Genomic DNA, 13,635 nt, shown 5'->3' with positions numbered 1-13,635 from the left:
CGCTCAAGCCTATATCTAAGTGGCGCGTTTGCTGGAGTGCCACTGGAAAAGTCCAGAACAGGGGATATCCGAACGTACCCCTCACCTTGTACACAAAGAGTGAATAAAACAGGTCGATGCACCCTCGAAACGCGAAGATTTTGTTTCTCACCCTTTAAGATACCGAGTCATGTCTGCTTCGCATATCCCCGCTGCCTATCAGCGTTCCATCACTGAGGTACTTAAGATGCCTAGTCCTGGCCGGGTCCCATTTTCTGTGGAGTTTATGCCACCCAGGGATGCAGCGGCGGAACAAAGACTATGGAAAGCGGCCGAAGCGTTCCATGATTTAGGAACGGCTTTTGTCTCCGTAACCTACGGAGCCGGTGGGTCGAGTAGAGAACGCACGATGCGCGTAGCTCATAAGTTATCCAAACATCCACTGACAACGCTCGTTCACTTAACCCTAGTGGAGCACACAGAAGCCGAGTTAGTAGAGATCCTGGATGATTATGCTGCGCATGGTCTGTCCAACCTTCTTGCCCTTAGGGGTGATCCTCCCGGAACTAACCCCATGGCGGAGTGGGTTGCCACTCCCGGAGGGTTGGAATATGCCAGTGAACTTATCGAACTCACCAAGAAAAACCCGAAAACATCACATTTTCACGTGGGCATTGCGAGTTTCCCAGAAGGGCACTATCGAGCACCGACGTTGGAAGCTGATACAGAGTTCACGTTGCAGAAATTGCGCGCCGGGGCTGAGTTTTCCATCACTCAGATGTTCTTTGACATCGACCATTTTCTTCGGCTCCGCGATCGCTTAGCCAAAGCGGACCCTGAGCATGGTTGTAAACCTATTATTCCTGGCCTTATGCCTATAACAAGTATTCGGTCTGTGCGGCGACAGATGGAGCTAGCCGGAGCTTCTTTACCGCGGGAACTGGAAAAACAGCTTTTCGACGCTGCCAAGGGGGATGAAAAGTCCCATAAAGAAGACATACGTAAAGTCGGGATCGACGTGACAACTCAGATAGCGGAGAAACTTATTGCTGAGGGCGTGCCTGACATTCACTTTATGACGATGAACTATGTGCGGGCTACTCAAGAAGTTCTCCATAACTTAGGCATGGCCCCTGCTTGGGGAACCGATCATGGGCATGACGCAGTGCGTTAACTGATGTCGAGCACTGCGCGATCTTTGTCGAGCTCTGCCTGGAGGATGGCAAAAGCTCTGGAGTCGCCTTGAAAATAAAAGTCGCGTAGTAAGTCGTAGAAACCGTGGCGTCGATAAAGCGAAAAAGCGGCGTTTGACTCGTTGGGTACTTCCGGCGTGGAGAGCAAAACTGTTGTTGACTGCACGTTGTTGAGTAGTGACGAGAGTAACTTATGGCCGATGCCCTGGCCTTGCGCCGTGGGGGAAACGTGGATCTCAGCGAGCTCAAAATAGTGCTCGGGCATGGAAGCATTCATTCCTAAGGATGTCGCTTTGGCATTTCTAAGCCCTCGGCGAATTTGTCGATTCCACCAGTGTTCGCGTCTACCCAGAAATCCATACGCGACTCCGGCTATGCCATCGCCATACGTATAGGAATGACTCTCATCTGATTCGACTGCGCACACGGCAGTGAATCCGGATTCCATCACGGCTCGTCTCCATACGGAGATTCTGGAATGGCGGAGAGTCGGGCTATATCCCATTGCATCGATATAAAGATCGACAAAGTCGGGGCAGTGGAATGCAAAAGCTGTACTCGAAAGACTCTGGATGGAAATGGACACAATGCTATGGAATCACTTTTTTGATGTAAAAGTGAGGAGTTTTCGGGAAAAGTCGGCAAACGCACTCTAGTTTCAATCGAACACCAGTGCTATAATATGAGATGGGTGTTAGGTACGGTGGATAGTATTTTCCCAGTTTGAACGTAAAGGACTATGGCCTGCGGATATTGGTGGGAAAGGGGAAGAGATCATGTCGAATGTTGTATCGGCTACTACGCGTTTTGTGCAGCGTGCAGGGGGAGCTCAGCGACTGCTTGACGGGGCATATATTCACCTGGCGCAGGCCGGTGAGCTATCCCATCGGGGCGACATGTGCTCTGCGTTGGAATATGCATATCGTGCAGCGTTGAGGGCTGCGGGGGCGCGAGTTGCTATGTCTCCGATAGCCGCCCGCAAACGTAAACCAACGAGCGCAATTGAGCAATTGCGCTTGGTGGGGAAGGCGGAAAACGTGTGGGCGGACAAGATCGCTAGTTATTCACGATTACGTTCCCGGATCTCTACGGGTTTGGAAACGGAAGTTTCGGCACAAACTGTCCGGGGGCTTATATCTATCGTTTCAGATTTTCTGCATGACATCGAGTGTGTTCAGGGTGACTCTATGGCGGCTTGACCTGCTCTTTTTTGATATCTTCCTGTGTGGTTTTGAATTAGCTGGGAAAAACCTAATCTAGAGGGAACTTTCCTACTAGTGTTGGCGTTAGCATAAGTAGCCAGTTAAAAAGCAAAACGTCCCTTGGGAGGTCGAAGTGTCACTTTCAGAGCAGGAGCAGCGTGCGCTGCGAGAGATTGAACGCTCTTTATTGGCGGAAGACCCCAAGTTTGGCGCTTCTGTAAGGGATGCGGGCTTGGTGCCTTCCGGCGGAATGGTCACTCTTCGGGGAATCGCGATCATTGTTATTGGATTGGTAATGCTCATTGGGGGTGTTGCGCTGAGTCAACAGACACTATTGTTCGTACTTCTTGCTATTGCTGGCTTTATTGTGATGCTTGGCGGTGCGATATGGATGCTTCGTGCCCCTTCTGGTGTGAAGACCTCGTCTTTCGGCGCAACGCGCTCCTCAGGGAAGTCGAATCGCAGCTCACGTTCCGACGGAATTGGTAATCGAATGGAAGAAAACTTCCGCCGTCGATTTGAACAATAGTTTTTAAAGAAAGTCGGTCACCCGAGGGTGGCCGACTTTTTTGTGTTTATGGCTCATGATTTGTGGTTTACGCGTCGATTCCAGAGTTCCCCACTTTCCCCCACCTTTGTGGATATCGCTGTCACTGCTCATGGGAATGTCATGAAGGGTCTGAGCGGCTGGCGGCGCTGACGTGTCTTCTGGGGTTGGGTGAAATGTTAGTATTTTGCCTTGTCGTGGTGATTATTCGGTGGTTTCTCTCATGCGCCCCTTCTTTCTTGATAATGCCTTGTGATTGGTGAAAAGGGGGAAACTGGTGTGATTATTGGGTGTTTTGTGAAAAATTCTCCACTTCTATATCCGCTGGTAGAAGTTGATATTTTCACGTTTTCCGAGGTGAAAATATAGTGACGCCTGTTATTGGTGGGGGAAAGTGGGGTAAGGTGGTGTGCAGTGAAGGGGTAGCGGTTGTTCTGCTACCTCGGAACTGGCAAAGACGTTGAGGCTTGCGTTATCGGGAAGGCAGGTGCCTAGCCAATGTTTCTTGGCACCTATACGCCGAAACTTGACGACAAAGGCCGTCTGACGCTTCCTGCAAAATTTCGAGATGAGCTTGCTGGTGGCCTGATGGTTACCAAAGGGCAGGATCATTCGCTATCGGTCTATCCGCGTGAAGAGTTTGCAGCTCGTGCGCGTAAGGCCGCCGCGATTTCTAGGACAAATCCTGAGGCGCGTGCGTTTATTCGAAATCTAGCTGCGAGTGCTGATGAACAACGTCCGGATGGGCAAGGTCGCATTACCCTCTCAGCTGCGCATAGGGACTATGCAGGGCTTACAAAGCAATGCGTAGTAATCGGCTCCGTGGATTTCTTGGAGATTTGGGATGCCGAGGCGTGGGAGGCGTACCAGTCGGAAACTGAAGCCGCATTCTCCTCTGCCGAGGGCGACTTCTTAGGTGGTCTGTTATAGGACAGATAACTACATATCGTATGGCGTGCGGAGTGTACGTACGAACTCTGCTCGAAGTGAAACTCTGGTGTACTTCCCCGATATCAGAGTGGGTTCTTCGTGCAGGGCTCTGTGTACACCCCGCTTTTAATTAACGTGCCGCTGAAGGGCGACGCATAGTTCTACTGAAAGGGGGACTTCATAGTGACCAGTGGTAGAGATTCTGCGTGGAACTACGATATTCGTGATAATCACGGGCACGTCCCTGTGCTCAGAGAACGCATGGCGGAGTTGATCGCTGCTCCGGTGACCGCGATGGGAACATCTGCAGTCATCGTTGACGGGACTCTTGGCGCTGGCGGGCATTCCGCCTTTTTCCTGGAAACCTTCCCGGAAGCCTGCGTTATTGGGCTGGACCGTGATCTTCATTCGCTGGCTAATGCGCGGGAAAGACTATCGGTGTATGGCGATCGTTTTCTGGGGATACATACCCGCTTTGACCATTTCCTTCCCAAACTGCAGCAGAACGCGGAAGAAGGCAATGAGATTGCACAGAAAGCAATACACCACGGTATCAGCGGAGCACTGTTTGATCTTGGCGTTTCCTCAATGCAACTTGACCAAGCAGAGCGTGGATTTGCATATCGAGTAGATGCGCCGCTTGATATGCGGATGGATGATTCCAAGGGGATCACTGCGGCGGACGTTCTCAACACATATTCGCATGGTGATTTAGCCAGAATCTTAAAAATCTACGGCGAGGAGCGCTTTGCCGGAAAGATCGCGAGCGCAGTGGTAAAAGAACGCGAAAAAGCGCCTTTTACTCACTCTGGACGGCTAGTAGAACTGCTTTACGCTACTATCCCCGCTGCTACTCGACGAACCGGCGGGCATCCAGCCAAAAGAACATTCCAAGCTCTGCGTATTGAAGTCAACAAGGAGCTGGAATCAATAGAGAATGTTCTTCCCGTGATAACAGGGCACCTGGCTAAAGGTGGCCGAGCGGTCTTCATGTCCTATCAGTCTTTGGAGGACAAGATCGTTAAACGCTACTTCGTGGATATTAGTACTTCTAAATCTCCGCCAGGACTTCCTGTGGATCTCCCCGGGATGGAAGCGGGATTCAAAGTAGTGACGCGAGGCGCAGAAAAGGCAAACGAACAAGAAATCGCAGAGAATCCTCGAGCCGCATCGGTCAGAGTCCGAGCGATTGAGGCACTTAAAGAACCAACCACAGCCAATTAGCACCTGGAGCAATAGATGACGATGACGGAAGGCACACGCCGAGAGTCAAGCTACCGGTCCCGCGACTTAAGCTCCGGAACCGCTACTGCGTTGCTAGATTCTCCAAGCAGGACTGCACGCCCCAGCTATCATGCGCCGTCAAGGTCTCGGCGCCGGTTCCAACATGCGCCAGGTTCTCAGCAGGTTATCTCTTATCGGGGACGACGCGTTGAGCGCCCCAAAGTAGATAAAGGGCGAGTGCGTTTTGTTGCCGGCATTTTGTTGCTGATGATCGCAGGAGTTGCTGTGACGCTAGTCTTGTCAGGCTTGTCCACCAAGCAGACCTTCGCTATCCAGCAGTTACAGAGCCAAGAAACTACCCTGAAGAATCAGATTGAGACCCTCAACCGGGATGTAGAAAACGCGTCTTCTTCTGCAGAGATCGCGCGCAAAGCTAGCGCCATGGGACTTGTAGTCCCTGATGCTGCAGGAGTTCTTGCGCATGATGACCATGGGAATCCAGTGGTTCAGCGGGAAGCTAATGATGCAACGCACCCTCTCGTGGACATCAACGGTGACAAGATTTCTCCTTCTGCTTCAAGCGATCCTGCCAAAACGAATGAAGTAGCAGGTAGCCTTAATGCTGTTCCACAATCCGGTCCCGCAGTGAGCGCTAATACGGGTACGAATACTGGTGCCAATGGCTCTACGGTTGCTCCTTATGCAGCAACCGCAGGTCGGTAGAGGAAGCTTCACCAGGTTAGGTGGCAATAGCGAGTGAATCGATCTAATTCGGATAATTTCCCGAGGAGACAAGAATGGGCTTCTCGGGATACTTCGCGTCGCCGCAACGATAGTTTTAGGTATCGGCGTGAACAAGATCTCGGTCTTAAAAGGACCGTTAACACAAATGCGGTCACCGTGGATAGGGATAAGCAGTTACTTTTCCGACTTCGCGGAGTGATGGCGCTTGCCATTATCATGATCGTTCTCTTGGTTGCGCGTTTAGCGTGGGTGCAACTGGTGTGGGGCCCAGAGCTTTCACATCGAGCAGAAGCGCAGCGTTCTCGTACGTATATAGACAGTGCGCGGCGTGGCGAAATCTTAGACCGCGCGGGCAACCGTATCGCTTATACGATGCAGGCTCGTTCTTTGACTGCTTCTCCTAAATTATTGCGAAAAGAATTGCGCTATACGGCACAGCTTAAACTGCAAAATAGTGGTGAGTATTCCAAGCTCGACAGCAGTGCTAGAGAGAAGCGTATCGACGAAGTCGTGGATGACATTCTGAACGATTATGCCGATCAGATTCCCACCATTATCAGTGACGCGAGCGCTACGACGTCGGAAGTAAAATCCGATCAGATTCTAAAGAAGCTGAAGGCTGATACTAATTACGAGGTTCTCGTGCGCAACGTGGACCCCGATATCGCCGAGGAGATCTCTCAGAATTTCCATGGCATCGCCGCAGATATGCAGCAGATTAGGCAATACCCCAACGGGGCTGTTGCAGAGAATGTGGTGGGAAAGATCAGCCAAGATGGTCAAGGGCAGTTTGGGTTTGAGGCAGCTAATGATTCTCTGCTCTCTGGCATTGATGGACAAAAAACGCTTGATGTTTCTGCTAACGGTCAGATCATCCCAGGTACAACTCGCGATGAGGTTCCAGCTACGGACGGGGCTTCCGTTACGTTGACGCTAGACCTGAACTTGCAAGCCTATGTGCAGCAACAGCTGGAACAAGCTGTAGCTAACTCGGGTGCTAAATCTGCTTCTGCAGTGGTCTTGGATTCTGAAACCGGCAAGATCATGTCGATGGCTAACTCCGGGACAATAAATCCAAATGGAGATATTGAAAAGCAGCTCAAAAACGGAAAAGTCTTTGACAATACTGCGGTGTCTGCTCCTTTTGAGCCGGGTTCAGTTGCCAAGATCATCACTGCTGCCGGCGTGATAGAGGACGGAAAGACCACACCTGACGAGGTGCTTCAAGTTCCTGGAAGTATCAAGATGTCTGGCGTGACGGTCAAAGACGCCTGGGACCACGGAACAGTTGGATATACCACCACAGGAGTGTTTGGAAAATCATCCAACGTAGGCACCTTGATGCTGGCGCAGCGGCTTGGCGAAGAACGTTTTAACGATCTCCTTCATAAGTTTGGTGTGGGGCATACGACGGGCGTGGAGCTGCCTTCAGAATCCGCTGGGCTTTTGCCAGATATTTCGCAGTGGTCCGGTGGAACCTTTGCCAACCTTCCCATCGGCCAAGGCATGTCCTTGACTCTGCTGCAGATGGCAGGAATCTACCAAGCAATGGCAAATAAAGGCGAGCGCATTGAGCCGCGAATCGTGGAAAAAGTCGTTGATTCTACGGGAGCTGAAATAGCTCAGCCGGAGCCGAACAAGACGCGAGTGGTGTCAGCGGATACCGCGCGAACGGTCGTGGACATGTTTAGGTCTGTTATCCAGAAAGATCCCACAGGCGTCCAATCGGGTACCGGAGTTGGCGCAGGCGTGGAAGGTTATCAAATATCGGGTAAGACCGGCACCGCGCAGCAAGTTGATCCCAATACTGGTGCATACTCAAACTCCAATTATTGGATTACGTTTGCGGGCATAGCCCCGGCGGATAATCCTCGCTATGTGATCGCGTTGATGCTTGATAAGCCATTGCGTGGTGTTCACGGCGAGGGTGGGCAGTCGGCGGCTCCTTTGTTCCACGATATTGCGTCGTGGTTGCTTGATCGCGATAACGTCCCTCTGTCACGACCAATGGAAGGCCAATTAGTTCTACAGGCTCATTAGTTTTGTGAATATTCGGCTAAAGCAGGGATTCATGAAAGACTTATCGTTTGTCGTTAAATGCGTTAGTGATCTTGGTAGGGAAGGAAGCGTATGAGCGGAAAAGAGCGTGCCTTGGTAACGCTGGGTTCTCTGGCAGCGTTAACAGGTGGTGAACTCCACGGTGACAAGGACATCGTCATTGAGGACATCAGTCTTGATTCCCAGGAGCTTCCTCAAGGAGGGCTCTTTGCTGCGCTTCCGGGGACCCGCAGCCACGGCGCTGTGTATGCTCAAGGAACTCAAGCAGCTGCGATTTTGACGGATGCTGCTGGTGCGGCGATTTTGCACGAGAGCGGTGATACCCGCCCGCGTCTGTTAGTCGAGAACGTCCGGGACATTCTTGGTGCAGTCAGCGCTGAGATCTACGGGCATCCTTCAGAGTCACTACAGGTCATTGGGATTACTGGCACCAGTGGTAAAACTACAACGAGCTATATGCTTGAAGCTGGTCTGATTAATGCTGGAAAATCAGTTGGGCTCATCGGCACTACCGGGACTCGGATCAATGGGGTGAAGATCCCGACAAAACTCACCACTCCTGAAGCCCCGATGCTACAAAAGCTATTTGCTCAGATGCTTGACCAGGGCGTAACCCATGTGGTGATGGAGGTATCCAGCCACGCTTTGTCCCTGGGGCGGGTATCGGCTACGCATTTCGCTGCAGCTGGTTTTACCAACCTCTCCCAAGATCATCTGGACTTCCATCCGACGATGGAAGAATACTTTGAGGCGAAAGCAGTGCTGTTTGATCCAGCCTCTGCCGTACATACAAATAAGGCAGTTGTGTGTATAGATGACCCATGGGGTCTGCAGATGCTAGAACGAAGTGGCGCGGATGCCCTATCAGTGTCTACGAGTGCGGAAAAACAAGCAGATTTTGCTGTCTCGGAACTTACTGTGGACGCCGCTGGTGGTCAGCGTTTTGTGGTGACACATAAGGATCGGAATATTGACGTTGATCTGCCTATTCCAGGGGCCTTTAACGTAGCTAATGCAGCACTTGCAGTAGGTTTGGCCAGCAGCATAGGTATCGACCTTGATCGCTTTGTTGCAGGGCTCACTGCGGTAAGTGTTCCTGGGCGTATGGAGCGGGTTAATCGAGGCCAAGATTTCTTGGCGATCGTAGATTATGCGCACAAACCTGCGGCAGTGGCTGCGGTATTGGACGCGGTTCGTCGTCAAGCAGCTGGGCGCGTGGCCATAGTAGTGGGCGCTGGTGGCGATCGAGACAAAGGTAAGCGCTCAATCATGGGGGAGGAATCCGCGCGCAGAGCTGATTTAGTGATCGTTACTGACGATAATCCGCGTTCGGAAGATCCTGCGCTGATTCGGGAAGCCGTTCTGCGTGGTGCTCGTGAAGCCGCGACGACTGCGGAAATCCGTGAGATCGGGGATCGTCGAGAAGCTATAAAGCAAGCTGTGGCGTGGGCAAGGCCCACTGATGCCGTCATTATCGCGGGCAAAGGCCACGAGGTAGGACAGCTCATCCAGGGAATAAATCATCACTTTGATGACCGAGAAGAGCTGGCCGCCGCGCTCGAAGAGATACGAAATAATAGCTAGCGTGCGAACTCACACTGCTGACGGTCTAACCTGTGGCAGGCGTGAATCAGAGAGCTGAAGTATATGGGATTGAAGGGAAAACAATGATTGAGTTGTCTTTGGGGACAATCGCCGAGGTCGTCGGCGGGAGTCTTACCTCGGGCACCGATCCGACGACGCTGGTGACAGGATCTGTTGAGTTCGATTCGCGCAAAGTTACTACGGGTGGGCTGTTTGTTGCGATCAATGGGGCGCGTGTCGACGGCCACGATTACGCCGCTAAAGCGGTCACGGATGGCGCCGTGGGCTGCCTTTTATCTCGTCCAGTTATGGACGGGGGGCAACCTGTTCCTGGCATTATTGTCCCGCCAATCCCGGAACACGAGCGGAAGCGCGATAGCTATGCCACAGAAAACGATGCCGATGGGTCAGTGGCAGCGGTATTACGGGCTTTAAGTCTGATAGCTCGCCACGTTATAGACGTTCTTACCAAGGAAGGCCTCGTAGTAGTCGGGGTGACGGGTTCTGCAGGCAAAACGTCCACTAAAGATATGATGGCGACGATCTTCTCTGCGGTGGGAAGCACCGTTGCCCCTCCGGGATCATTTAACAATGAAATCGGGCATCCTTACACTGCACTGAAGTGCGATACAGAGACCCGATTCCTTATCTCGGAAATGTCGGCGCGGGGGATAGGCCATATCGCGCATCTAGCTGCAATTGCGCCTCCCAAGATTGGCGTGGAACTCAACGTGGGCACCGCGCATGTTGGGGAGTTCGGTTCTCAATCTGTTATCGCTCAAGCGAAGAGCGAGCTGGTCGAGGCGTTACCAGAAAGCGGTAAGGCTGTTCTTAATGCAGACGATCCGCTGGTTATACGCATGGCGTCGCAAACGAGCGCGCATGTGATCTCTTATTCTGCAGTGACCACAGAAGCCACCGTGCATGCAACGGATATCAGCTTTGATCACAACGCATGTGCAAGCTTTACAATGCATATTCACGATGAGAAGGCGCACCACGTTTCTCTCCGAGTAGCAGGGGAACATCAGGTATCTAATGCACTTGCTGCTGCAGCAGCAGCACATGCTGCGGGGATCGATTCTGAAACGATTGCGTGTTCTTTGAACAAACATGTGGGCGTTTCCGCGCATAGAATGTCGATCATTTCTTGCCCCAGAAATATCACGGTGATTGATGACGCCTATAACGCGAACAATGAATCTATGCGTGCCGGATTATCCGCGCTCGTACACACTGCTCGGTCCCGAGGAAGTAATGGTTGGGCAGTGCTTGGACCAATGGGTGAGCTTGGACAAGAATCACAAACAGTCCATGCAACACTTGGCGCTGAGCTTAAAAACATAGGCGTACATGGGATTATCGCAGTAGGGGAGAATCCTGACAGTCGCGCCTTAGCCGTTGCGGCGGAGAAGACGGGTATAACTACTCTGGTTGTTCGCACTAACCCAGAAGCCGCGCGTATGCTTGCTCCTTTGTTGCATACGGATGACGTGGTGCTAGTTAAAGCTTCCAATGCCTTTGCCCTTTGGGAGGTAGCAGATGAGCTGGCAGATGTGTTATCCGAACAAAAGCTAATAAAGAAACCCCACGTGAACGACCAACATGAAGAACGAAATACAGCAGGTGAATAGCAAGTGACTCAAATTCTTATCTCCGGAGCCATTGGATTGTTGGTCTCCATCTTTGTCACACCCGTGTTGATTCGTCGTTTTAGTGCGGAAGGACTGGGGCAGGAAATCCGTGAGGATGGCCCGAAATCTCATTTGCGTAAACGCGGCACACCGACAATGGGTGGTATCGCTATCTTGGTGGGAATCACAGTTGCTTACTTAGTGACTGCGATTTACGGAGAAATCAGTGGGCAAGGTGGTTTCACGGTTTCTGGGGCTCTGGTGCTCGGTTTGACTCTAGCGCTCGGAGGACTTGGGTTCGCAGATGACTTTATTAAGCTGTATAAAGGGCGAAATTTAGGCTTGAACAAAACCGCCAAGCTCGTGGGTCAGTTGGCTATAGCCCTTATTTTTGGCGGTCTGATTTTGAGGTTCCCGGATGAAAACGGCCTTACCCCAGGATCCACGCATTTAAGTTTCTTACGTGATCTCGACACCGTGGATCTGGCCGTTGGCCCTACTGTTGTGGGAATCGCGATCTTCTTGATCTTCATTTACATCCTGATTTCCGCCTGGTCGAATGCTGTGAACCTCACTGATGGACTCGACGGCTTAGCAGCCGGTTCGACGGCTATTGTGATGGGAACGTACACCCTGATTACTTTCTGGCAGTTCCGCAATGCGTGCACTGCTGGTGCAGAACCTGGGTGCTATGACGTACGAGATCCTTTGGACTTGGCTATTTTGGCAGCCGCAGGTTTGGGTGCATGCTTGGGCTTCCTGTGGTGGAATGCTGCGCCGGCAAAGATCTTTATGGGAGACACCGGATCCTTAGCGCTCGGCGGCCTTGTCGCTGGTTTGTCAGTAGCTTCTCGTACCGAGCTTCTTATGGTGATCGTTGGCGCTCTGTTTGTTCTTGAGGCCGCATCGGTTGTTATCCAGGTAGTTGGGTTCCGGACTAAAGGAATCAGAATTTTCCGTATGGCGCCGTTCCATCATCACTTTGAAAATGGTGGGTGGGCTGAGACTACTGTTGTGATTCGTTTTTGGCTCATCGCCGCTCTTGCCGCTTTGATTGGCGCATCGGTGTTCTACGGTGAGTGGCTCTCGTTGGTGGGAGTCTAAGAAATGAAGAGACTTCCTCAAGAACTTCAGGGGCGGGTTCTCGTTGCTGGTGCTGGTGTATCGGGACTGGGAATCGCAGCCCTGCTAAAGAGTCTGGATGTGGATGTGGTTGTTACCGACTCGCGTCCAGAAGCTCTGGAAAACATCCACATGCAGACCGGTGCTGAGGTTTGTATAGACGCAAATATACAGGTTGAAGACTTTACGTCTGTGATCACCTCGCCTGGTTGGAAGCCAGACACGCCCTTATTGGTGCGCGCTCAATACCTAGGGATTGAGGTCTTAGGTGATGTGGAACTGGCATATCGCCTTGACCGCGCAGAAGTGTTTGGGAAACCACGCCAATGGCTTGTAGTAACCGGAACAAACGGGAAAACTACTACCACTGCAATGCTAGAAGCAATCATGAAACGCGCCGGCGTCAAGGCACACGCGGTGGGCAACATAGGGGTTTCAGTAGCAGAAGCGCTGAGCAGTGCTGAGCGTATCGACGTTTTCGTGGCTGAGCTTTCCAGCTTTCAGTTGCATTGGTCGGAGCAACTTATTCCTGATGTGGGGATCTTGTTAAACCTTGCAGACGACCACATTGACTGGCACGGGAGCTTTGACAGTTATGCTGCTGCCAAAGCGAAGGTTCTGCGTGCCCCCATCGCTATTGCTGGAGTGGATAACGAACACGTAGCACGGCTTCTGAGTACTACGCAGACGCAAAAACTAATCGAGTTCACTGCAGCTGATCCATGCGCAGGCCAGCTGGGAGTGCGCAATAAGATGATTGTGGATTGCGCTTTTGCAGATTCACTTGAGCTTGTATCCGCTGAAGGTATTGAGCCGCCCGGACCAGCGGGGGTTTATGATGCTCTTGCTGCTGCGGCAGCGGCCCGAGCTATGGGAGTTTCTGCAGACACGATTGCGGCAGCACTCGCGGACTTCCACGTAGCGGGGCATCGCGGTCAGGTTGTGGGGAATGCGCGCGGCATTGTGGCCATTGATAATTCAAAGGCCACAAATCCTCATGCAGCAGGCACCGCACTGGCCGGACACGAGTCGATCGTCTGGGTTGCTGGAGGGCAGCTCAAGGGGGCAGAGATACGAGACCTTGTTCTTGAGCATTCCCCACGACTGAAAGCGGTAGCCTTGCTTGGCATCGATGCTCCAATTATCGCAGAAACAGTGCGAGAGCTTGCTCCACATGCCGCTATTATGGTGACGGAGAATCAGGAACCCCGTGAGGCGATGAATGATGTTGTTGCATGGTCCGTGGCACACGCCGCACCAGGCGATGCGATCATCCTTGCTCCTGCGGCGGCAAGCCTGGATATGTATAGCGGAATGGGACAACGCGGAGATATCTTTGCTGAGGCCATAGCGCGAGAACTTCACGATTAATCACTAAGGTGAGTTCCATAACCATCACGACAACCAGCGGCTAAGGG

The 13,635-nt window shown here is 52.1% G+C and carries 12 protein-coding genes; 11 read left to right on the top strand and 1 reads right to left on the bottom strand.

Going from position 1 to position 13,635, the window contains the following annotated elements:
* Positions 1-169 precede the first annotated feature (169 nt).
* Entirely contained in the window at positions 170-1,153 is a 984-nt protein-coding gene (locus CKV68_RS02920; RefSeq protein WP_014526016.1) for a methylenetetrahydrofolate reductase, read from the top strand.
* On the opposite strand, the gene CKV68_RS02915 is transcribed toward CKV68_RS02920, so the two are convergent.
* Entirely contained in the window at positions 1,150-1,758 is a 609-nt protein-coding gene (locus tag CKV68_RS02915; RefSeq protein WP_013911879.1) for a GNAT family N-acetyltransferase, read from the bottom strand. The genes CKV68_RS02920 and CKV68_RS02915 overlap by 4 nt on opposite strands.
* Positions 1,759-1,948: 190 nt before the next feature.
* Between CKV68_RS02915 and CKV68_RS02910 the strand changes: the two genes are divergently transcribed.
* The 10 genes from CKV68_RS02910 to murD all read left to right on the top strand — a co-directional run bounded on the left by CKV68_RS02910 (position 1,949) and on the right by murD (position 13,588).
* Positions 1,949-2,371, top strand: coding sequence for an SAV_6107 family HEPN domain-containing protein (locus CKV68_RS02910; RefSeq protein WP_023635988.1), 423 nt, complete (start codon positions 1,949-1,951; stop codon positions 2,369-2,371).
* A 136-nt stretch (positions 2,372-2,507) separates the two neighbouring features.
* Positions 2,508-2,903, top strand: coding sequence for a DUF3040 domain-containing protein (locus tag CKV68_RS02905; protein ID WP_014526015.1), 396 nt, complete (start codon positions 2,508-2,510; stop codon positions 2,901-2,903).
* A gap of 516 nt (positions 2,904-3,419) precedes the next feature.
* Positions 3,420-3,851 carry a division/cell wall cluster transcriptional repressor MraZ gene (gene mraZ / locus CKV68_RS02900; RefSeq protein ID WP_013911875.1) on the top strand — a complete coding sequence of 144 codons (432 nt, stop codon included), beginning with the start codon at positions 3,420-3,422 and terminating at the stop codon, positions 3,849-3,851.
* A gap of 183 nt (positions 3,852-4,034) precedes the next feature.
* On the top strand, positions 4,035-5,075 hold the full coding sequence (gene rsmH, locus CKV68_RS02895) for a 16S rRNA (cytosine(1402)-N(4))-methyltransferase RsmH (RefSeq protein WP_029974306.1): 1,041 nt from the start codon (positions 4,035-4,037) through the stop codon (positions 5,073-5,075).
* 15 nt (positions 5,076-5,090) lie between these two features.
* Positions 5,091-5,798, top strand: coding sequence for a cell division protein FtsL (gene ftsL, locus CKV68_RS02890; RefSeq protein ID WP_014526013.1), 708 nt, complete (start codon positions 5,091-5,093; stop codon positions 5,796-5,798).
* Positions 5,799-5,831: 33 nt separating this feature from the next.
* Positions 5,832-7,859: a peptidoglycan D,D-transpeptidase FtsI family protein gene (locus CKV68_RS02885; RefSeq protein WP_029974304.1), complete on the top strand. Its 2,028-nt coding sequence runs from the start codon at positions 5,832-5,834 to the stop codon at positions 7,857-7,859.
* 90 nt (positions 7,860-7,949) lie between these two features.
* The gene (locus tag CKV68_RS02880) at positions 7,950-9,461 is read left to right on the top strand and encodes a UDP-N-acetylmuramoyl-L-alanyl-D-glutamate--2,6-diaminopimelate ligase (protein WP_095075562.1); all 1,512 of its coding nucleotides are present in this window, start codon (positions 7,950-7,952) and stop codon (positions 9,459-9,461) included.
* Positions 9,462-9,544: 83 nt separating this feature from the next.
* Complete coding sequence (locus CKV68_RS02875; RefSeq protein ID WP_095075561.1) at positions 9,545-11,095, top strand: UDP-N-acetylmuramoyl-tripeptide--D-alanyl-D-alanine ligase; 1,551 nt, start codon at positions 9,545-9,547, stop codon at positions 11,093-11,095.
* A gap of 3 nt (positions 11,096-11,098) precedes the next feature.
* On the top strand, positions 11,099-12,199 hold the full coding sequence (gene mraY / locus CKV68_RS02870) for a phospho-N-acetylmuramoyl-pentapeptide-transferase (RefSeq protein ID WP_013911869.1): 1,101 nt from the start codon (positions 11,099-11,101) through the stop codon (positions 12,197-12,199).
* A gap of 3 nt (positions 12,200-12,202) precedes the next feature.
* Positions 12,203-13,588, top strand: coding sequence for a UDP-N-acetylmuramoyl-L-alanine--D-glutamate ligase (gene murD, locus CKV68_RS02865; RefSeq protein ID WP_095075560.1), 1,386 nt, complete (start codon positions 12,203-12,205; stop codon positions 13,586-13,588).
* Positions 13,589-13,635 lie beyond the last annotated feature (47 nt).

Origin of the sequence: Corynebacterium ulcerans, from assembly GCF_900187135.1 — a bacterium.
In the GTDB taxonomy this organism is placed as follows: Bacteria; Actinomycetota; Actinomycetes; order Mycobacteriales; family Mycobacteriaceae; genus Corynebacterium; species Corynebacterium ulcerans.
This window is presented reverse-complemented; position numbering and strand designations above follow the sequence as displayed.

What these genes read in the sequence shown, in the direction of transcription:
- CKV68_RS02910 (WP_023635988.1), top strand. Translation starts at nt 1,949, where the DNA reads ATGTCGAATGTTGTATCGGCTACTACGCGTTTTGTGCAGCGTGCAGGG.
- CKV68_RS02875 (WP_095075561.1), top strand. Translation starts at nt 9,545, where the DNA reads ATGATTGAGTTGTCTTTGGGGACAATCGCCGAGGTCGTCGGCGGGAGT.
- CKV68_RS02880 (WP_095075562.1), top strand. Translation starts at nt 7,950, where the DNA reads ATGAGCGGAAAAGAGCGTGCCTTGGTAACGCTGGGTTCTCTGGCAGCG.
- murD (WP_095075560.1), top strand. Translation starts at nt 12,203, where the DNA reads ATGAAGAGACTTCCTCAAGAACTTCAGGGGCGGGTTCTCGTTGCTGGT.
- CKV68_RS02920 (WP_014526016.1), top strand. Translation starts at nt 170, where the DNA reads ATGTCTGCTTCGCATATCCCCGCTGCCTATCAGCGTTCCATCACTGAG.
- ftsL (WP_014526013.1), top strand. Translation starts at nt 5,091, where the DNA reads ATGACGATGACGGAAGGCACACGCCGAGAGTCAAGCTACCGGTCCCGC.
- mraZ (WP_013911875.1), top strand. Translation starts at nt 3,420, where the DNA reads ATGTTTCTTGGCACCTATACGCCGAAACTTGACGACAAAGGCCGTCTG.